Raw genomic sequence first — 20406 nt, 5'->3', positions numbered from 1 at the left:
ATTTTACAAAAAACTAAGTTGTCAAACCAAAAAAAAGCGAAAAGAATGAAAATGAAGTCATATTTTAATCAGGATGCACCCTGAATTTAAGGTGAAAAGATACCGCATTTCTATCATAACAAGCCTTTCAGGATGAAAGGTTTTTATTTTTAACCAGGCACCTTATCGGCAATCAATCCCTGTTTTTATAAAAAAAGTTATATGATCAACAACCACAATGCGCCATAAACTATACCATTGGGTTCATGGCCACGCAGCGGTCATATAGCAACAGACAGATTGAATAAAGCTAACAATGCAAAGTCAGACAAGCCCTCTGAGTGAAGCCAGTTTCAATATCAGGCCCGTCATTTCCTGATGTGTAACCTGACTGCAGTTAATGGTCAGGTCAAAAAGATGCTCAGAAGGCATCATTCCTTTCAGATTATCGCGAATCAGTTTATAGCGTTTATGGTCAATTTCGGTAAGCTGTTTATAGGCTTCTTCCCTTTTCCAGCCATGCCTGTCCATAAGCGATTCCAGCCGCCATTCAACCGGAGCAATGAGGTGAACATGAACTGCAGAGCGCATACCACGTGTAACGGCAGCCCCGCCCCGGCCTACAATAATAGTGTGACCTGTTTTAGCAGTATTGCGCACCACATCGGCAATGGTTTGCCTTATTTTCCGGTCACTTTTATAAAATTTTGAGGAGAGGGCATGCATCACTTCATCCATGCGGGTACGGTCGGTTGAACCGGCAATCATGCTAATTTTTTCGGGATCCATTTTGAGCTCCTGCGCAGCACTCAGAATAATCTCCTTGTTCATAATCCGCCAGGCTGTACCCGATTGATCAAGCTCACTTTTTAGCATAGTAGCCAGCAAATTGGCCTGACAGCCAAACTCCCTGGATAAGGTGATAAAGGGCTTGTCACTTTGGGTTCCATTTTCCTCAGGGGCTTTTCTTTCAAAACTTTCAGCCATTATTCTCAATAGAAGATTGTCCATGACATTTTGTTTTACAATGGTAAATATAAGAAAAATCGCATAGAAATCAAAATTATAAAAGGTGATGAAAAACAAAATCCTGCCCGTAAACAAACCGGGCAGGATTTAAAATATGGATGATATACGTTTTTACAATCTTTTGCGCAGGGCTTCGGTTTGTTCTTCAAAACCAGGCTTGCCAAGCAATGCAAACATATTCTTCTTGTAAGCTTCAACACCAGGCTGGTCAAACGGGTTCACATCGAGCAGATACCCCGAAAGTGCACAGGCAAATTCATAGAAATAGAGCAGCTGGCCAATCGTATTTTCATTTAAAGCCGGGAGGCTAAGCACAATATTGGGGACCAATCCATCAACATGAGCCAGCAGAGTTCCCAGTTCGGCCTGCCTGTTTACCTCATGAATGCGGCGACCGGCCACAAAATTAAGTCCGTCGGCATCATCTTCTTCAACAGGCACGGCAAATTCGCGTTTAGGTTTTTCAATACTCAATACGGTTTCAAAAATAATACGAAGACCATCCTGAACATACTGGCCCATAGAGTGCAAATCAGTGGTAAAGCTCACCCCGGCAGGGAAAATACCACGATGCTGTTTGCCTTCACTTTCACCATAAAGTTGTTTCCACCATTCGGTAATGTAAACCAATGAAGGCAAATAATTGACCATGATTTCAACCGGCTTGCCTGAGGCATACAAAGCATTGCGGGCAGCAGCATATTTAAAAGCCGGATTATCCTCAATGGTTTTAGCGGTGGTTACAATCTGCTTCATGGCTTTCGCGCCATTTACAAATTCGCGGATATTGAATCCGGCCACAGCAATCGGCAAAAGTCCTACCGGTGTCAGTACCGAATAGCGGCCTCCCACATCGTCGGGCACAACATAGGTTTTATAGCCTTCGGCATCAGCCAGTTTTTTAAGAGCGCCTCTTGATTGGTCGGTAATTGCAATAATGCGTTTGCGGGCTTCTTCATGGCCATATTTCTGCTCCAGATGGCGGCGCAAAACCCTGAAGGCAATAGCCGGCTCAGTTGTTGTTCCCGATTTGGACACCACGGTAAGAGCATAATCACGTTTATCAAGAATATCAATCAAATCAGCCAGATAATCTTCCGAAATATTATTACCGGCATAAACAATAAAGGGTGATTTACGTTCGGCCGGCGACTGAAGACCAGCAAAATTATGCTGCAATGCTTCAATTACTGCTCTTGCGCCCAGATAGGAACCCCCGATACCAATCACCACATAAATCTCTGCTTTGGCCGAAATTTCAGCTGCATCAGCCTCAATAGACCTGAGCATGGTTTCATCAATTTCATCGGGCAGGGTAATCCAGCCCAAAAAATCGTTTCCTTTACCCGTTTTATTCAAAAGAGCACCCTGATGCAGCACGAGCTGCTGTTCAAAGGCCTTAACGGATGCATCGTCAACAAAGCCTTTCAGCTTATCGATACTGATTTTCAGATCAATCATAGTATGCTAAATTTAGATTTTACTGTTATTTTAAAGCGCTGCAAAGATACATCAGAAACTGCAATAAATAAAAAGTGCAGCCCTGTGGGAAAGCTGCACTTTTATTTCAGGAAAACCTGTTAAACACGTAACACACAAAACACAAAACACACCAAAATATATTGAATGGTTAACCCATTGATTATATCGTTCTGATGAAGCAAAGATAGTATCGCCTCACTCCCTGGCTTGTTAACGAACCCTAACAAAAGTTAAAAGTTGTTAATGACCGGCACCATTATGCATGCGGTCGCTTAACTTTGCAGAGATGAACCGACGGTTAATAATTTTTATAGCTATACTGGTGAGTGTTGCACTAACCATTCTCACAGGCATTCAGGCCTACTGGATAAAGAGTGCCGTGCAATTGCGCGAAGCTGATTTCCAGCGCAGTGCCGCTGATGCAGTAAGCCTGGTAATGTCGCGGCTCGAAAAAGCTGAGCTTGACAAACAGGTAAAAAAGAACCTGGAATACAGTAACCTGTTGCGCACCATTGATTCGCTTGATTACCTGATTAACCTCGAATCGGTAAGAATGGGCATAAAACCCGACACCGGCAACACATTTAATTACCAGCGACAACAACAATGGGATGAAGTTTTTGAAGACAACCAATGGAAACTGGTAAAGAGATCGGATTCGGCCAGAATGAATTTTCCGGGAGAAGGCGACAATACCACCGACAATCCCAACCTGAGCGTTTATGCCCGACAGCTCAATCGCAAAAAAGCATTTCTGCTCAATCAGGTATTTGACGAAATGTTTAATTCGCCGTTTACGCCCAATATTGAGCACCGCATCAGACGAGGCCAGCTCGACAGCCTGCTAGGCAAAGCCCTTTCGGAAAAAGGAATAAAAACCCAATACGAGTTCGGGGTTTTCAGTGAGGGGCGAAACATTATGGTGATTGAAAAAAATCCCGGCTTCCAGAAACAACTTCTGGAAAAAGGGCTCTTTTTTCAGCTTTTCCCGGGCAATTCATACAGTCCGCCCGATTATCTGCTCATCTGGTTTCCTGCCCAAACCCGTTATCTGCTCATACAAATGAGCGGAATGCTCATTATTTCGGGAGCCCTGATGCTTATCATTATCATTGCTTTTGTGGTTGTGATGATTGCCATTATCAGACAGAAAAAACTTTCGGAGATGAAGAACGACTTCATCAACAATATGACGCATGAATTTAAAACGCCTATTTCTACTGTATCGCTGGCCTGCGAAGTATTGAACGACCCCGAAGTAAGTAAAACCGAAGAGCTGTTTCATTCCTATATCGACATTATCAGCGAAGAAAACAAACGCCTTGGTGTGATGGCTGAAAAAATTCTGCAAACGGCCATTCTCGAAAAAGGGCAGTTGAATTTACGTAAAGAAAATTTCGACCTGCACAAAGTCATTTCAGATGTCATCCGCAAAATAGCCATTCAGGTTGAAATACGCGATGGCAGCATTACGACCGATTTCAGAGCAATGCACCCCGAAATTCTGGCCGATAAAGTGCATATCACCAATGTAATCAACAACCTGCTTGACAATGCCAACAAATACACACCCAAAAAGCCGCTGATTACAGTGGTTACTGAAGATCAGCAAAATGGGATTCTGATAAGTATCACCGATAACGGTACCGGTATCAGCAAGGCCAATCAGAAGAAAATATTTGAAAAACTATACCGTGTTCCAACCGGCGATGTACATAATGTGAAGGGGTTTGGATTAGGCCTGAGCTATGTAAAATTTATTGTCGAAAAACACGAAGGAAAGGTAAGTGTTGAAAGCGAATCAGGCAAAGGCTCTACCTTCAGAATATGGTTGCCTGCCGGACAGATATAATGATTTTTCAGCTTTGAATGATAAATGAATATTGATTGACAAGCTGGGGAAAAAGCAAAAACATCCTGTAGTTGACAGGTAGCAATTATAAAAAAAGCAGATTAGCGCACTCAGAAAAAACCGGATTATGGAAAAAGAAAAAACACGCGTATTACTGGCCGAAGACGATCGTAATCTTGGAAATATCCTGAAATCATATCTGGAAGCCAAAGGATATGCCACCAAACTTTGTATTAACGGGCAGGAAGCCTTTGACCTTTTTAGCAAGGAACAATTCGATTTTTGCATTGTTGATGTGATGATGCCTGTGAAGGATGGTTTTACCCTGGCCAGGGAAATAAGGCAACATGACAAAAACATACCCATTCTTTTTCTCACAGCCAAATCGCTGGAGGAAGACAAACTTAAGGGATTCCAGGCAGGAGCAGATGACTACCTGACCAAACCCTTCAGCATGGAAGAGCTGATTGTGCGCATGGAAGCGATTCTGCGCCGCTCAGGCCATGTAGCTTCAGGTGGTAAAATATTTGAAATTGGCAAATACAGCTTTGACTATACTTTACAGATACTCAAACTCAACGACCTTGAACAACGCCTGACTTCAAAAGAAAATGATCTGCTGAGGCTTCTTTGCGAAAACAAAAACGAGGTGCTTGACCGCAGCTATGCCCTGAACAAAATATGGCAGGACGACAGCTACTTTAATGCACGAAGCATGGATGTTTATATTGCCAAGCTTAGAAAATACCTGAAAGGCGACAACCGGGTTGAGCTCATCAATGTGCATGGCATCGGCTTTAAGCTGGTTGTAAAGTCATGATGCTCCTCACTGGCTTGCATTTTTGAGGCATCTACCACTTTTTTTTCTTTTTGCCTTTCAAATACTTTTCTTCTTCTTTTTCGGCCTGTTCAACCAGCGATTTCCAGTCGGCTTTGCTTTCTGACGTTAAATCAAGCGTTGCGGAGTAATCGCTGCGGGTAATTTCCAGTACACTGATTTTGTTGCCTGTATACTCTTCAATGGCATCAAGCAATGGTTTTTCTTCGGGGCTGCAAAAAGCAATAGCAGTCCCTCTTTTTTTTCCGCGGCCAGTGCGGCCAACACGGTGCACATAGTTTTCGGCTTGTTCGGGCAAATCATAATTTACCACGTATTCCACCCCATCAATATCAATACCACGGGCACTCACATCGGTGGCAATCAAAACCAATACAGCTCCATCTCTGAATTGCCTGAGCGCCAAAATGCGTTCTTTCTGCTCTTTATCGCCATGCATGGTCAGGCTTTTAATATCCACACGCGCCAGGGCTGCGCTCACTCTTTCGGCTCTGACTTTCGTTCTGACAAACACCAGAATTCTGCTTTCAGGATGTTCATTAATCAGCCGTTCAAGAAAAAAGCGCTTGTCATCCATGGCAATAAAGCCAACCGAATGATCTACATTTTTTGAAACAGGATCTTTGGGAGAAATCTGTATACGAATAGCGTCCTTTACCAACGAATAGGCCAGCTTCTTGATTTCAGAGTCGATGGTAGCCGAAAAGAAAAGTGTTTGCCTCTTTTTGGGCAATATCTTCACCAGTTGTCTGATATCATGAATAAAGCCAAGGTCGAGCATATGATCGGCTTCATCCAGCACCAGAATCTCCACTTTATCAGTAGTGATATGTCCCTGGCTCACCAGGTCGAACATGCGGCCCGGGGTAGCAACTAAAATATCCACCCCTTTAGCCAAACGCTGAATCTGAGGATCCTGCTCAACGCCACCGTGCACACACAATGTTTTCACCCGGCTTCCTTTGCCCAACGAATTGAATACATCAGTAATCTGCAGCGCCAGTTCACGTGTGGGAGCCATTACCATACAACGAATACCGGCTTCTGCTTCGCGGTCAGAAATCAGTAAATGAAGCACTGGTATCGCAAAAGCTGCGGTTTTACCGGTGCCGGTTTGGGCAATGGCCAGCACATCTTCACCCTTCAGCACTGGCGGAATGGTTTTAAACTGAATATCAGTGGGTCGGTTAAAACCGGCAAGTGCCAGATTTTTTTTGATGACCGGGGCAAAATTATAATCTTCAAATCTCATGCTACCTTTACTTTTTCAGCCTGTGTGGCCATTAATTAATCTACTATTTGAAATCGGTCCCAGTCTGGTCCGACTGCAAACCTGTTTCTGAACTCTTCCAGCGAACTGTAATTCAGTTCCACTGACTTAGCAAACGGTTCATCGGGCGGAGCTGTCAGCAATTCACGTCCTTTAAAATCAAGCACGCATGAATTACCTGTATGGGGCAATCCATGTCCATCCTCTCCAATCCGGTTAACGCCTATGCAATACGACAGGTTTTCAATGGCACGTGCCGGCAACAGGGTTTTCCATACATGGCTGCGGCTGGCCGGCCAATTGGCCACATAAATTAAAAGATCATAGGCATAGGCCTGGTTTGAATAACGATTCCTGCTCCAAACCGGGAACCGGAGATCATAACAAATCAACAGTTTTATTTTCCAGCCTTTCAGTTCAACTATCAAAGGTTCAGTACCGGCAGTAAAACGCAAATGTTCATTGCCCATGCTAAACAAATGCCGTTTATCAGCTGCTTCATAACTGCCGTCAGGACGCATCCACACCAACCGGTTAAAAAAGCGGCCATTTTCTTCAATCGATACACTTCCGGTAATCACACATTGAAGCGCTGCCGCAGCAGATGCCATCCACTTCATGACTCTGCCATCCATCTGCTCAGCCACTTCTGCAGGTTCGGTAACAAATCCTGTGGCAAACATTTCGGGCAATACAATCAGGTCAGTTTTTCCTGAAAAAGGGAGCATCACTTCGGTAAAATAAGACAGGTTTGCCTCCTTTGCCGCCCATTCGAGCGGAGCCTGAACAATGCTCACATTCAGGGGTAAAACGGTAGATAAAGCTGACATACAAACAGGCTTTTAAGGTTGAAGAAATTTTATAACAGGTTCAGCAAAAACAAAACGACCCTGTTGCAAAGATGAAAATTTATAACAGCTTCTGAAAGACTGAAGATCACCTGCGGTGGCTATCAGAAAACTGCAGCTTCAGGTTACGCGCAACCTGGCAGGATTTCAAATTCATCAAATCCGACAAAGTATTTCAGCGGCCTTTTCAATAGTTTCAGCAGTTTTGGCAAAACAGAACCGCAGCACTTTATTATCAGTATAATTGTGATAAAACGAAGAAACGGGAATAGATGCAATGCCAAATTCACGGGTAAGCCTGACGGCAAAATCAGCTTCCTTTTCATCACTGATACGACTGTAATCGAGCAATTGAAAATAGGTGCCTGATGCCGGTTTGGCAGTAAACCTCGAAGGCTCTACAAATTTAAGAAAAAGGTCGCGTTTTTGCTGATAAAAGTTTCCCAGGTCAAGGTAAGCTGCAGGATTTTTCAGATACTCAGCAATGGCATACTGCACCGGTGTATTTACAGCAAAAACCACAAATTGATGTATTTTGCGCAGTTCGGCAGTAAGATTAGCCGGTGCCAGCACAAAACCACATTTCCATCCGGTAGCATGAAATGTTTTACCAAAAGATCCGGTAATCAGCGCCCGGCTGGCAAGTTCAGGATATTTACACACACTTTCGTGCGGGAGCCCGTCATAAATCAGGTGTTCATAAACCTCATCACTCAAAATCAGGATATCACGGTCTTGGGTAAGCTTTTCAAGTTTCAGCAAATCGCCGGCTTTCAATACGCTGCCTGTAGGATTGTGGGGCGTATTCAAAATAATCATACGGGTATTGCCCGAAATAAGCGAAGGAAGTGTATCCCAGTCGATGCTGTAATCAGGTTCTGTTAACCTGGCATATTTAACCAGCCCACCCTGCAGTTTAATAACCGGCGCATAACTATCATAGGCAGGTTCAAAAACCACCACTTCGTCGCCCGGTTTGATAAAAGCAGAAATAATACTGAACAACCCCTGAGTGGCGCCAGCTGTAATGGTTATTTCACTTTCGGGATGATAATCGGCATTATATTTTTGGTTAAACATAGCCGAAATTTCTTCGCGCAGCTCCTGCACGCCTGTCATGGGGGCATACTGATTAAAACCCTTTTTCATATAGCTGTTTACCAGCTTTATCAGCTCATCAGACACCGGGAAATCAGGGAAGCCCTGCGACAGATTGATGGCATTGTGCTCGCGGGCCAGCGCCGACATCACCGCAAAAATACTGGTGCCGGTCATGGGCAGCTTTGAAATCAGGTTACCTGTGTAAGAATGCATTGAATCAACAATTTAATGGGCTGCAAAGGTAGAAAAAAGCCAATGCCTGCGAAAGCGCATGAAAATATGAAATCAATCGCCATGTGAACACCACCCGAAATCCTGCCTTCACATAAGTTCATGCCGACACCCATCTCCATACGGGTATAAAAATAACTCTTTCAGAATTTGTGTAAAAGCCGTATCTTCGTACACGTTTTTAACCTAAATCAATGAATATGAAAACGATTGATTCATACGACTTTACAGGCAAACGCGCACTGATCAGGGTCGATTTTAATGTACCTCTGGACGAAACCCTGAAGATTACAGACACCACACGTATTGATGCAGCGCTCAAAACCATTCAAAAGGTGCTGGCAGGCGGCGGCTCTGTTATCCTGATGTCGCACCTTGGCCGTCCGAAAAAGAATTTCGAAAACAAACTCTCTCTCAAACATATCATTCCTTATCTGAATCAGGTTTTAAAACTTGATGTAAAATTTGCCGATGACTGCATGGGCGAATCAGCCAAAACATTAAGTGCAGGCCTGAAACCCGGAGAAGTACTTTTACTTGAAAACCTTCGCTATTACGAAGAAGAAGAGGGAAAACCACGTCTGCCTGAAACAGCTACCGACGAAGAAAAGAAAGCCGCCAAAGCTGCTACCAAAGAAAAACAAAAAGATTTCACCAAACAGCTGGCTTCTTATGCCGATTGCTATGTAAACGACGCTTTTGGCACAGCTCACCGCGCACATGCCTCCACAGCACTGGTTGCGGCCTATTTCCCCAACGACAAAATGTTTGGCTATCTGATGAATGCAGAGGTTGGAAGCCTGAACAAAGTACTGAAAGAAGGTAAAAAACCATTTACAGCCGTGCTGGGTGGTGCTAAAGTTTCAGGCAAAATCCAGATTCTCGAACATTTGCTCGACAAGGTTGACAACCTGATTATTGGCGGCGGCATGATGTTTACTTTTATTAAAGCCATGGGCGGAAAAGTAGGCAATTCACTGGTAGAAGACGATTTGCTCGAACTCGCACTCAATACACTCGAAGGTGCCAAAATGCACGGCGTGAACATTATCCTGCCGGTTGATGCCATCGCAGCCAATGCATTTGCCAACGATGCCGAAACAAAATTGGTAAAATCAAATGATGTTCCTGATGGCTGGATGGGCCTTGATATCGGACCTGAATCAGTAGCCCTGTTCGACAGCGTACTGATGAACTCGCAAACCATTCTCTGGAATGGCCCGATGGGTGTTTTTGAAATGCCCAGCTTTGCCGAAGGTACTGTCCAGATTGCCAAATCCATTGCCAACTCTACTCAAAAAGGCGCATTCTCTCTCGTTGGCGGCGGCGATTCAGTAGCGGCAGTCAACAAATTTAAACTGGCCGACAAGGTTAGCTATGTGAGTACCGGTGGTGGTGCCATGCTCGAATTTATTGAAGGCAAAGTATTACCTGGTGTAGCTGCTATCGAAGCATAAGCCATTTATCTGCAATCTTTTAAAGCTTTTTGTAATAAACCAGCCCCTGTAGAGTTTTACAGGGGCTTTTCTTTGTCATTAAAATAACAGGCATTCATAAGGGAAAAATCTGCATTGTTTTGTAATTTACCATTTAAACAAGTACGTTTGGCTTTCAAATAAATGAATCTGCTATGAAGTCCAAATTTCTTTTGTTGGCATTGTTTCTTATCGTTGTTAACGGAACTTGTCAGATATATAAAGACTCCACAGTTGCGGTGGAATTAAGGGTCAACGATTTATTGAAAAGAATGACCCCGGAAGAAAAGTTCTGGCAGCTTTTTATGCTGGCCGAAGAATGGAACAAAGACAAAAACCGTTATAAAGATGGCGCCTTTGGTTTTGAAGGCGGGGTATCAAACACAAATACAGCTGCCGGGCAGATGATTCAGAATGGCGGAGGGGGCAATGCGGGCGAAATGGCCCGCATGATTAACCAGGCACAACAGTATTTCGTTGAAAATACCCGACTTGGCATTCCAATTTTACCATTTGACGAAGCATTACATGGGCTGGTCAGGCCGGGAGCCACTGCATTTCCGCAATCCATTGCTATGGCAGCCACATTTGACACCTCACTTATGCACCGCATGGCTGCCGCCATTGCACTCGAGACTAAAAGCAGGGGAATCAGACAGGTGCTGTCACCGGTAATCAATATTGCCGGAGATGTGCGCTGGGGTCGCGTGGAGGAAACATACGGTGAAGACCCTTTTCTGTCGTCGGAAATGGGTGTGGCTTTTATTTCTGAATTTGAAAAACGAAACATCATTGCCACCCCCAAACATTTTGTTTCCAACTATGGCGCAGGCGGACGCGACAGCTACCCTGTTCATGACAATGAACGCACCCTCAGGGAAACCGAACTTAAAACCTTTGAAGCCGCTTTTCACCGGGCGGGCGCACGATCGGTAATGACTGCCTACAATTCACTGGACGGAAGCCCCTGCACCGCCAATAACTGGCTATTAAACAAACTGTTAAAAGAAGAGTGGAAGTTCAAAGGATTTGTTATCTCCGATGCAGGTGCAACCGGAGGTGCCAACGTATTGCATTATACTGCTGAAAACTATCAGCAATCGGCAGAAAACGCCATCAATAACGGACTTGATGTTATTTTTCAGACCGCTTATGAACATTACCCTTTATTTATTGGCGCCTTTAAATCGGGAAATATACCTTCTGCTATCATCGACAGTGCAGCAGGCAGGGTTTTAAAAGCCAAAATTGAACTGGGACTTTTCGAACATCCGTATGCCAATCCCGAACAGGCCGAACGCATGAATGGAACTCCTGAAAACCGGCTGATTGCGCTTGAAGCCGCCAGAAAATCAATAGTACTGTTGAAAAACGATCAACAAATTCTGCCCCTCAGCCCCCATATCAAATCCATAGCCGTTATCGGCCCCGACGCAACAGAGGCCCGCCTTGGCGGATATAGCGGCCCCGGCAATCAAGTAATCTCAATGTTACAGGGCATCCGCGAAGCAGTAGACGCCAAGACTGAAGTAAATTACCTGCCCGGCTGTTCGCGCGAGGTTATCAGCTATGTTCCTGTTCAGGCTGAATACCTGAGCTTTACTCAAAACAATGTTAAAACACCCGGACTGACGGGCGCCTATTACAACAATATCAACTTTAAAGGAGAACCGGTTTTTACCAGAACCGACCCGCAGATTAATTTCCAATGGACACTTTTTCCGCCCGATCCGCAGAAGCTAAATTATGACTTTTACGCCGTAAGATGGGAAGGCAAGATAATAGGACCTGTTACAGACAAGATACAAATTGGCATTGACGGCAACGATGGCTACAGATTATATATTGACAACATACTATTGATTGACAACTGCTTACACACCGGACGAAACCTGAAAACGGCAGAATTTCAGTTTACAGAAGGGAAGGAATACGATATACGCATTGAATATTCCGAACCGGTGGGAAATGCCTGGTTCAAACTGGTATGGGACTTTGGCACACCCGCCAACTATGCATCACAAATGAATGCTGCGGTTGAACTGGCATCAAAAAGCGACCTGATCATTATGGCTGCAGGCATTGAAGAAGGTGAGTTTCGCGACAGAGCCCTGCTTGATCTGCCGGGAAACCAGGAAACAATGATTGACCAGCTGGCAGCCACCGGCAAACCCCTGGTTGTAGTACTTACCGGTGGAAGTGCCATTACCATGAACCACTGGATTGACAAAGTACCCGGCATCATAGATGTGTGGTATGCAGGTGAAGCCGGAGGCACTGCCATAGCCGATGTGCTGTTTGGAAAATACAATCCTGCCGGCAGGCTGCCCATTACGTTTCCCCAACACGAAGGGCAATTACCTTTGGTGTATTCTCATAAACCAACCGGCCGTGGCGATGATTATGTAAACCTGAGCGGTCAGCCTCTTTTCCCTTTCGGCTACGGACTAAGCTATACCAGTTTCAGCTATGACAGCCTCATCATTAGCCCCAAACAAAATCATCATACATTCAGGGTGCAGTTTACCCTTAAAAACACCGGAACTACTGCAGGCGATGAAGTTGTGCAACTGTATCTGCGCGACCTGGTGGCTTCTGTTTCACGACCGGTAACCGAACTTAAAGGATTCAGAAGAATTCATCTTTTGCCCGGCGAATCGAAAAATATTGAATTTGAAATCACACCCCGAATGCTGCAAATGCTGGATGTTCAGCTGAACCCCGTAGTTGAACCTGGTGATTTCAGAATTATGATTGGAGCCTCTTCAAAAGATATCAGGCTAAGTGAAACGCTCCATATTTATCCCGATTGATTTTAAGATGGGTATTTCTTGTATTTGGTCGGTAAATAAGCCCCATTAGTCTAAAAGATTTTCATTCCGGTTCAGCGCACCATAGTTTTGCTGCATCAAACCGGATAACAATGAAAATCAGACGAATTCTATTCTCTTCCCTGCTTATAATTTTCTTCAGCGGACCTGCATTTGCACAGTCCGAAGTCTGGACGCTCAGCGATTGTATTCACACTGCGCTTGAGCACAACCTTCAGGTAAGGCAAACTGTGCTGACCTCTGAAATCAAACAGGTAAACAAGGAACAAGCGCGGGCATCACGTTTCCCTACACTTGACGCTTCGGTCCGGCAGAATTTTTCCTGGTCGGACCAGCAAAATGCAGAGGGCGGATATGATTTCAACGATTACAACAACACCAACCTTTCGCTCAGTTCAAATCTGAATCTGTTCAACGGATTTCGCACCAGCAGCAGCATCAGGCAATCACAGCTTGAATATAATGCTTCAACGTTTGACACAGAGGCCTCGCGTGAAAACATCAGCCTGCAGGTGCTGGATTACTATCTTCAGGTATTGTACGCCGAAGAGCAACTCCAAAACAGCAACAATCAGCTATTATCAACCCAACAGCAACTTGCACTGGCCGGTGAACGGATGGCATTACGCATCATCTCAAAAGCCGATTATCTCCAGGTAAAAGCGCAGGAAGCCAATGAAAAGCTACTGGTTGCCAATGCAGTCAAGCAACTTCAGCTAAGCCGGCTTAACCTGATGCAAATAATGGAAATCCCGGTAAATGACTCCTTTGCCATTGAAAAACCCGACTTTTCGCAAACGGGCAAACAATTAAACGTATCATCAGCAGATAAAATTTACGCAACAGCGCTTGAAATCAAGCCACAAATAAAAAGTGCGGCCCTGCAAAAGCAAATATCTGCTTATGATATGGAAATAGCCAAAGCCGGTTATTTCCCTCAGCTCAGCCTGAATGCAGGGCTTAGCTCAGGCTATAACAGCCTGGCCGAAAGTCTGAAATTTGCCTCGCAACTTGACCATAATCTTACACCCACCCTGGGCCTTACCCTTTCCATGCCCATTTTCCAGCAGAAACAGGTGCGCTCGCAAGTGTCACTGGCAAAAATAAATCAGACTTCTGCCGAAATAAACGAACAGAATATCCGCAACCAGTTGCGCAAATCGGTTGAAACAGCATGGGCAAATGTACTATCGGCCGAAAATGAGTATGATGCCAGCAACGAACAATATACTGCAACAGCTGAATCGTTTCAGGTTACCACCGAACGCTTTCAGCAGGGAGTCATCAACTCGGTAGACTTCCTCTACGAAAAAACCAACCTGATAAATGCTGAAAGCAAACTGCTACAGGCTCGTTATAACCTGATATTCAACTACAAAGTACTTGATTTTTACCAGGGCAAACCATTGGAATTATAACCTGAGTAAACCCCACAAGACCTCTGAAAGCCATAAAATAAACTACCTGAAAAACTGAAACCGGACTACAAACTGTAATAACATAGCCTCAGAGGTCTTTCTTTAAAAAAACAAACCCAACAATCATAAAATGACACGGACTACAAAAATTATCGGAATTGGCATTCTTCTTGCCGGGTTATCAGCAGCAGTGTTCTTTAGCTGCGGAGCTAAAAAACAGGCTTATACCACCAGCACTGCAAAAGTCCGGATAGGCAGTATAAGCAAAACGGTGACGGCAACCGGCACCATTGAAGCCATTACAACAGTAGAAGTGGGCACGCAGGTTTCCGGCGTAATACAAAAACTGTTTGCTGATTTTAACTCAGTTGTAAAAAAAGGCCAACTGCTTGCTCAACTCGACGAAACCATGCTTCGTGCCAGCCTCGATCAGAGCAAAGCCACCCTGATGGATGCAGAAGCCGACCTGGCATATCAGAAAAACAATTACCAGCGCATGAAAGCCCTGTATGATAAAAACCTGATGGCACAGGCCGATTTCGACCAGGTGGAATACAATTACAAGCGCGCCATGGCCAATGTTGCCAATGCCAAAGCATCGATGCAGCGAAACCAGGTAAACCTCAACTATGCATCCATCTATTCACCCATCGACGGGGTTATCCTTAACCGGGCGGTTGACGAAGGGCAAACAGTGGCAGCCAGCTTTAACACACCCACACTATTTACCATTGCCAACGACCTTACCCGCATGGAAGTACAGGCCAATGTTGATGAAGCTGATATCGGACAAATAAAGCTTGACCAAAGGGTTGAATTTACCGTGGATGCCTTCCCTGGCGAAACTTTTTCAGGCACCGTAACTGAAATCAGATTACAGCCTGTAATTACATCAAATGTTGTGACTTACACGGTTGTAATCAACGCCCCTAATCCTGAAAAAAAACTTATGCCCGGCATGACAGCCAGTGTAACCATATTTATGTCAGAAGCCGACAACATTTTAATCATTCCGGTAAAAGCCACAAAATTTAATCCGGATGAAAATGTTCAGCTCACAGATTCCACACCACCACATAAACCGATAAAAGGCCCCCATGTATGGGTTTACGACGGCAACCGAATGGAACCACGTACAATTGAAACAGGAGTTTCAGATGGCAGCTTTGTTGAGATCCGCGCCGGGTTAACCGAAGGTGAAGATGTTGTGCTAGCAGTTAAAGTAGCAGAAATATCTGACAAACAGGCTAAAACCGCATCAAGTCCCTTTATACCCAAAAGACCTGGAAAATCGAATCAAAAACCGCCGCAGCCATAAACATGGCTCCATACTTAAATCCATTGATCATGAAACGAAATATCATCAGTGTCAACGCATTAAAAAAGGATTTTCATGTTGGTGAAGTGACGGTACATGCCTTGCGGGGTGTTGATCTCACCATCAGTGAAGGCGAGTTTGTAGCCATTATGGGCACAAGCGGAAGCGGTAAATCAACCATGCTCAATATTCTGGGCTGCCTCGATAAACCCACTGAAGGAAGCTATCTGCTCGACAATGTAGACATCAGCAGCCTGAACAAAAACGAACTGGCCCGCCTGCGCAACCTGAAACTCGGTTTTGTTTTCCAATCCTACAACCTGTTACCCAGAACATCGGCGCTTGAGAATGTGGAACTGCCCTTATTCTACAACAACACCGTAAAACCCCGCGAGCGCAGGGAAAGAGCCTCTGCTGCACTTGAAGCTGTAGGGCTGGCCGACAGGATGCACCATATGCCCAATCAGCTATCGGGCGGACAGCAACAGCGCGTGGCCATTGCCCGCTCACTGGTAAACGACCCCGTAGTCATACTGGCCGACGAAGCCACCGGAAACTTAGACACACGCACAACCTACGAAATTATGGCATTGTTTCAGGAGTTAAATGAAAAGGGCAAAACCATTGTTTTTGTGACCCATGAACCCGAAATTGCCGGATTTACATCGCGCAATGTGCACTTCAGAGACGGAAATATTGTAAAACGTGAAATGGTCAGCCAGCGTGGCTCTGCCAGGGAAATGCTGATGGCCATGCCCGCTGAAACAGATGACTAGCCGCAGAAGGAGATGATACATTTCATTTCCCGCAATTCTATCACGAATGTCTGCACAAATCTTTGAATTTAGACTTTGATAATAAACCCATGAACATATCAAATTTATCGAAAATCGCTCTCAACGCCTTGCTCCGGAATAAGTTCAGGGCATTCCTGACCATGCTGGGGGTTATTATTGGTGTTGCATCGGTCATAGCCATGCTGGCCATAGGCGAAGGTTCTAAAAAAAGTATTCAGGACCAAATCAGCAGCATGGGCTCAAACCTGGTCATGGTGATGCCCGGAACACAATCATTTGGCGGCGTACAACAAGGGAACAGCGCATCCAAAGCCCTTGACCTGAAAGATGTAAAAGCCATTCAGCTTGACAGCCCATCGTTGCAATACATTTCGCCCGAAGTCAGGGGAAGCGGACAAGTAGTAGCCAACGGCAACAACTGGCCCACCACTTTTTACGGTGGCGATGTAAATTACCCCGACATTAAAAAGATTGAAATCAAATCGGGCAGAATGTTTACTGAGCAGGAGGTTGCTTCGGCAGCTAAGGTATGCCTGATGGGGCAAACCGTAGCCGACAACCTTTTTGGTACTGACATTGACCCGGTTGGGCAAACCATCAGGTTTAAAAACATACCGGTAAAAGTGATTGGCCTGCTAAAAGAAAAAGGCGAAAACACCTTTGGCATGGATCAGGATGACTTGTTGATTGGCCCTTATACCACCGTTCAGAAACGCATCATGGCCATCACTCACCTGAATGCCATTATTTGCTCAGCCATCAACGAAGATGCCACCACACAGGCTGTAGAAGAAATTACGGCAGCTATGCGGCTGTCGCACAAAATCGCTGATGGCGGGGAAGATGATTTTCAAATCCGTACACAAGCCGAACTCGTAAGCACTTTCAGCTCTATCAGCAACATTCTTACCACCCTGCTTGGTGCCATTGCAGCTATATCACTGCTGGTTGGCGGTATAGGCATTATGAATATTATGTATGTCTCCGTAACCGAGCGCACCCGTGAAATAGGCCTGCGCATGAGCATTGGCGGCCGCGGGCTGGATATATTGATGCAGTTTCTGATTGAAAGCACTTTTCTGAGCGTTATCGGCGGTATTTTTGGCATATTGCTGGGAATTACAGCCTCATCCGTTATAGGCCAAATTACTGGCTGGCCCATTGCTGTTATGCCCATTGCTGTAGTGATGTCATTTCTGGTGTGCACGGCCATCGGGATTTTCTTTGGATGGTATCCGGCCCGCAAAGCAGCCAACCTCAACCCCATTGATGCCCTCAGATTTGAGTAACGCACTGAAACCTCCACAAAAATCAACTGGAAAAACAGTACATTTGAATATAAATCCGGTTTATGAAAGGCACAAAACTTATCCTTGTTATTCACCTTGCTTTTTGGGCAATGGTTATTGCACTGCCCTGGTTCATGATGTCGGGCAATATCGAACAGCCCGGCTTTTTTGAGGGCCGGTACTATCTCAGGCTTTTAAGCGGCGGGCTACTTTTTTACATCACTTATCTGTACCTGGTACCCCGGTTCTATCTGAACAACCGGAGAACAGAATTTTACCTGGCTGTTTCGGTATCTATCCTCTTTTTCCTGGGAGCAACAGAACTACTCAGTCAGTGGCTTTTCCCTGACGACTTGCTTCGGCAGAAAATAGACCTGATAACACAGAAACTGGCCAGCGAAGGCATACAGTTTCACGCCCCTCCACCTTCGTTAAGGTATTTCAATGCTGCATTTATATCGGTGCTGATTGCCATTTTTGCGCTTGGGCTGAGGTTAACCAGAGCCTATTCGGAAAAAGAGAAACAGAACCGGGAACTGGAAAAGGAGAAACTCGCCTCAGAACTGGGATTGCTCAAAAGCCAGGTGAGCCCCCACTTTTTCTTTAACACCCTTAACAACATTTACGCCCTCACCGAATCGGGAAGCCCTGAGGCCGGAAATGCCGTACTGAAACTCTCAAAAATGATGCGGTATGTGCTCTACGAATCGGAGCAGCAAACAAACACAACCCTTGACCAGGAAATCAGCTTTATGAACCATTATATTGATTTGATGCGACTGAGGCTGAACGAAAAGGTAAACATCAGCGTGGATTTCAGACCTCATAAAGGCGACATTCAGATACCTCCCATGATTTTTATCTCCTTTATTGAAAATGCTTTCAAACATGGCATCAGCTACCGCGACAACTCTTTTGTTCAGATTACGCTGAAATCAGCCCCTGAAACGCTCACATTCACCTGCAGCAACAGCAATTTCAGTAAAAAATCAACACAAGGCGATATTCATTCCGGCATCGGGCTGGAGAATATACGCAAACGGCTTAACCTTTTATTCCCCGACACACACGCGTTAAGCATCAGCAATACCCCGGAAAAGTTTGAAGTGAACCTTCGCATTCAACTGAAACAATCATGAAAACCCTCAGAACCATTGCCATTGATGATGAGCCTCTGGCTCTTCAGCTTATCACAGGATACATTATCCAAACACCATTTCTGGAACATCTGGGTAGTTTCGACAGCCCGCTGACGGCCATGGATTTTCTGGAACAAAACCCTGCTGACCTTATTTTTCTTGACATTCAGATGCCCGATCTGCTGGGCACAGAGTTTGCCCGCATCCATCACAACGACAGCCTCTTTGTATTTACAACAGCCTACCCAAACTATGCCGTAGAAGGCTTCCGGCTCGATGCCGTCGATTATCTTTTAAAACCTTTCTCTTACCAGGAATTTCTCGATTCGGCCAACCGGGCAAGAAAACGGCTGAAAACAGATTCACCTGATGAGCAGCAGGAGGTCGATTCAGCCAACGGCTTTCTTTTTATCAAGTCAGACTACAAGGTCAGGCGCATTAACCTCAACGACATTCTTTACATTGAAGGTTTAAAGGATTATATCAAAGTATATCTTCACGGAACTGAAAAGCCCGTGCTGACCCTGGCCTCCCTCAAACAGGTAGAATCAAAACTGCCTGCCTCCCAGTTTATGCGGGTGCACCGATCCTATATCGTAAATCTGCAGCGCATCGAAATCATCGAACGAAGCCGTATTGTTTTTGGCAAAGTGTATATTCCGGTAAGCGAACAATATAAAGACACTTTTCAGGAGTATATTGACAAGAATTTTATCTGATCAGGCCAGCGGATTGTCATTGGCCAATGCTTTTTAAAATCAACTTCTGAAAACCCAACAAAAAGGGGTAAGGGACAGCATTGTCCTTTACCCCTTTTTTTTTACTGAACCTGAGTTCGCCAGGAGCTGTTTTCTATTGCTGTTCTTTGCAGCGGCTCGCCCGGTATGCCTTACGTCCGCCCCAGGCGGCACCCATCCCCAGCAAAAGAGCGATACCGCCACCAATGGGAGCACCACCACCGTTGGCCGGCTGATTGGTTTCCTGACCATGGCCTCCGCCCGGAGGTGGTGGCGGCCCCTGAGCCATGCCGGCCAGACTCCAGCCTGTAAACAAGGCCATGATCAGTGTAACTTTGGTATGATGGACTATCTGTTTCATTTTATCTGTCATTTTCATCGATTCACTTATTTCTTTTTTCAACTTACGGGCGTATGGCCACTTTGCGGCTCATTACCCTGTCGTCTGCAACTACATTCACCACATAAATGCCCTGGCTCAACCCCTGCGCAGGAAGCGCTGTAAGGGTATGGCCGGCTGTTTGCGCCTCCATCACCAGCTGTCCGGTAAGATTGTAAACCTTCACCATGGCCGGTGCAAGGCTGGTGGTATTCAGGTAAAGGGTGCCTGCACAGGCATAAATCTGAATTTGATCTTCGGCTTGCGGCCCTTCAATGCCCAGACTGCCAAACGAGAGCAGGAAACGACCGGGGTCATCGCCAGTGGCAGCGGTGAAAGCATACACGGGATTGGCTTTCAAATCGTGTACCTTTCCTGTGAGCTGGTCAGTTA

General features: G+C 45.3%; 17 protein-coding genes. 10 read left to right on the top strand and 7 right to left on the bottom strand.

Features of this window, described 5'->3' with window-relative positions; all coding sequences use genetic code 11:
- Nucleotides 1-303: 303 nt before the first annotated feature.
- On the bottom strand, nucleotides 304-990 hold the full coding sequence (locus tag H6541_11225) for a cytidylate kinase-like family protein (protein MCB9016358.1): 687 nt from the start codon (nucleotides 988-990) through the stop codon (nucleotides 304-306).
- Between the two features lie 129 nt (nucleotides 991-1119).
- A complete protein-coding gene (locus H6541_11220) occupies nucleotides 1120-2469 on the bottom strand; it encodes a glucose-6-phosphate isomerase (GenBank protein MCB9016357.1) in 1350 nt (449 codons plus the stop codon).
- Between the two features lie 307 nt (nucleotides 2470-2776).
- Between H6541_11220 and H6541_11215 the strand changes: the two genes are divergently transcribed.
- Together H6541_11215 and H6541_11210 are read left to right on the top strand one after the other, a co-directional pair.
- Complete coding sequence (locus tag H6541_11215; GenBank protein ID MCB9016356.1) at nucleotides 2777-4342, top strand: HAMP domain-containing histidine kinase; 1566 nt, start codon at nucleotides 2777-2779, stop codon at nucleotides 4340-4342.
- Between the two features lie 127 nt (nucleotides 4343-4469).
- Nucleotides 4470-5162 (top strand): response regulator transcription factor, encoded by a 693-nt coding sequence (locus H6541_11210; GenBank protein MCB9016355.1) that lies wholly within the window; start codon nucleotides 4470-4472, stop codon nucleotides 5160-5162.
- A gap of 31 nt (nucleotides 5163-5193) precedes the next feature.
- On the opposite strand, the gene H6541_11205 is transcribed toward H6541_11210, so the two are convergent.
- The 3 genes from H6541_11205 to H6541_11195 form a co-directional block, all read right to left on the bottom strand.
- Nucleotides 5194-6432 (bottom strand): DEAD/DEAH box helicase, encoded by a 1239-nt coding sequence (locus H6541_11205; protein MCB9016354.1) that lies wholly within the window; start codon nucleotides 6430-6432, stop codon nucleotides 5194-5196.
- 35 nt (nucleotides 6433-6467) lie between these two features.
- Nucleotides 6468-7280, bottom strand: coding sequence for a nitrilase family protein (locus tag H6541_11200; GenBank protein MCB9016353.1), 813 nt, complete (start codon nucleotides 7278-7280; stop codon nucleotides 6468-6470).
- Nucleotides 7281-7454: 174 nt separating this feature from the next.
- Nucleotides 7455-8612 carry an aminotransferase class I/II-fold pyridoxal phosphate-dependent enzyme gene (locus H6541_11195; GenBank protein MCB9016352.1) on the bottom strand — a complete coding sequence of 386 codons (1158 nt, stop codon included), beginning with the start codon at nucleotides 8610-8612 and terminating at the stop codon, nucleotides 7455-7457.
- A gap of 218 nt (nucleotides 8613-8830) precedes the next feature.
- On the opposite strand from H6541_11195, the gene H6541_11190 reads away from it, so the two are divergent.
- The 8 genes from H6541_11190 to H6541_11155 all read left to right on the top strand — a co-directional run bounded on the left by H6541_11190 (nucleotide 8831) and on the right by H6541_11155 (nucleotide 19616).
- A complete protein-coding gene (locus H6541_11190; protein MCB9016351.1) occupies nucleotides 8831-10087 on the top strand; it encodes a phosphoglycerate kinase in 1257 nt (418 codons plus the stop codon).
- A gap of 173 nt (nucleotides 10088-10260) precedes the next feature.
- Nucleotides 10261-12918: a glycoside hydrolase family 3 C-terminal domain-containing protein gene (locus H6541_11185; GenBank protein MCB9016350.1), complete on the top strand. Its 2658-nt coding sequence runs from the start codon at nucleotides 10261-10263 to the stop codon at nucleotides 12916-12918.
- Between the two features lie 110 nt (nucleotides 12919-13028).
- A complete protein-coding gene (locus H6541_11180) occupies nucleotides 13029-14354 on the top strand; it encodes a TolC family protein (protein ID MCB9016349.1) in 1326 nt (441 codons plus the stop codon).
- Between the two features lie 130 nt (nucleotides 14355-14484).
- A complete protein-coding gene (locus H6541_11175; GenBank protein MCB9016348.1) occupies nucleotides 14485-15672 on the top strand; it encodes an efflux RND transporter periplasmic adaptor subunit in 1188 nt (395 codons plus the stop codon).
- Nucleotides 15673-15713: 41 nt separating this feature from the next.
- Nucleotides 15714-16448 carry an ABC transporter ATP-binding protein gene (locus tag H6541_11170; GenBank protein ID MCB9016347.1) on the top strand — a complete coding sequence of 245 codons (735 nt, stop codon included), beginning with the start codon at nucleotides 15714-15716 and terminating at the stop codon, nucleotides 16446-16448.
- An 89-nt stretch (nucleotides 16449-16537) separates the two neighbouring features.
- Nucleotides 16538-17758: an ABC transporter permease gene (locus H6541_11165; GenBank protein ID MCB9016346.1), complete on the top strand. Its 1221-nt coding sequence runs from the start codon at nucleotides 16538-16540 to the stop codon at nucleotides 17756-17758.
- Nucleotides 17759-17820: 62 nt separating this feature from the next.
- Nucleotides 17821-18897, top strand: coding sequence for a histidine kinase (locus H6541_11160; protein ID MCB9016345.1), 1077 nt, complete (start codon nucleotides 17821-17823; stop codon nucleotides 18895-18897).
- The gene (locus tag H6541_11155; GenBank protein ID MCB9016344.1) at nucleotides 18894-19616 is read left to right on the top strand and encodes a response regulator transcription factor; all 723 of its coding nucleotides are present in this window, start codon (nucleotides 18894-18896) and stop codon (nucleotides 19614-19616) included. Before H6541_11160 ends, H6541_11155 begins: the two co-directional genes overlap by 4 nt.
- A 133-nt stretch (nucleotides 19617-19749) precedes the next feature.
- Here the strand turns inward: H6541_11155 and H6541_11150 are convergent, their stop codons facing one another.
- Entirely contained in the window at nucleotides 19750-19995 is a 246-nt protein-coding gene (locus tag H6541_11150) for a hypothetical protein (protein MCB9016343.1), read from the bottom strand.
- A 43-nt stretch (nucleotides 19996-20038) separates the two neighbouring features.
- A partial coding sequence (locus H6541_11145) for a T9SS type A sorting domain-containing protein (GenBank protein ID MCB9016342.1) occupies nucleotides 20039-20406 on the bottom strand: 368 nt, incomplete at its 5' end.

This window comes from Lentimicrobiaceae bacterium, from assembly GCA_020636745.1.
Classification (GTDB): Bacteria; Bacteroidota; Bacteroidia; order Bacteroidales; family Lentimicrobiaceae; genus Lentimicrobium.
This window is presented reverse-complemented; position numbering and strand designations above follow the sequence as displayed.

Excerpts from the sequence above, each read along its gene's own strand:
- H6541_11225 (MCB9016358.1), bottom strand. The coding sequence starts at position 990 with ATGGACAATCTTCTATTGAGAATAATGGCTGAAAGTTTTGAAAGAAAA.
- H6541_11220 (MCB9016357.1), bottom strand. The coding sequence starts at position 2,469 with ATGATTGATCTGAAAATCAGTATCGATAAGCTGAAAGGCTTTGTTGAC.
- H6541_11215 (MCB9016356.1), top strand. The coding sequence starts at position 2,777 with ATGAACCGACGGTTAATAATTTTTATAGCTATACTGGTGAGTGTTGCA.
- H6541_11210 (MCB9016355.1), top strand. The coding sequence starts at position 4,470 with ATGGAAAAAGAAAAAACACGCGTATTACTGGCCGAAGACGATCGTAAT.
- H6541_11205 (MCB9016354.1), bottom strand. The coding sequence starts at position 6,432 with ATGAGATTTGAAGATTATAATTTTGCCCCGGTCATCAAAAAAAATCTG.
- H6541_11200 (MCB9016353.1), bottom strand. The coding sequence starts at position 7,280 with ATGTCAGCTTTATCTACCGTTTTACCCCTGAATGTGAGCATTGTTCAG.
- H6541_11195 (MCB9016352.1), bottom strand. The coding sequence starts at position 8,612 with ATGCATTCTTACACAGGTAACCTGATTTCAAAGCTGCCCATGACCGGC.
- H6541_11190 (MCB9016351.1), top strand. The coding sequence starts at position 8,831 with ATGAAAACGATTGATTCATACGACTTTACAGGCAAACGCGCACTGATC.
- H6541_11185 (MCB9016350.1), top strand. The coding sequence starts at position 10,261 with ATGAAGTCCAAATTTCTTTTGTTGGCATTGTTTCTTATCGTTGTTAAC.
- H6541_11180 (MCB9016349.1), top strand. The coding sequence starts at position 13,029 with ATGAAAATCAGACGAATTCTATTCTCTTCCCTGCTTATAATTTTCTTC.
- H6541_11175 (MCB9016348.1), top strand. The coding sequence starts at position 14,485 with ATGACACGGACTACAAAAATTATCGGAATTGGCATTCTTCTTGCCGGG.
- H6541_11165 (MCB9016346.1), top strand. The coding sequence starts at position 16,538 with ATGAACATATCAAATTTATCGAAAATCGCTCTCAACGCCTTGCTCCGG.
- H6541_11160 (MCB9016345.1), top strand. The coding sequence starts at position 17,821 with ATGAAAGGCACAAAACTTATCCTTGTTATTCACCTTGCTTTTTGGGCA.
- H6541_11155 (MCB9016344.1), top strand. The coding sequence starts at position 18,894 with ATGAAAACCCTCAGAACCATTGCCATTGATGATGAGCCTCTGGCTCTT.
- H6541_11150 (MCB9016343.1), bottom strand. The coding sequence starts at position 19,995 with ATGAAACAGATAGTCCATCATACCAAAGTTACACTGATCATGGCCTTG.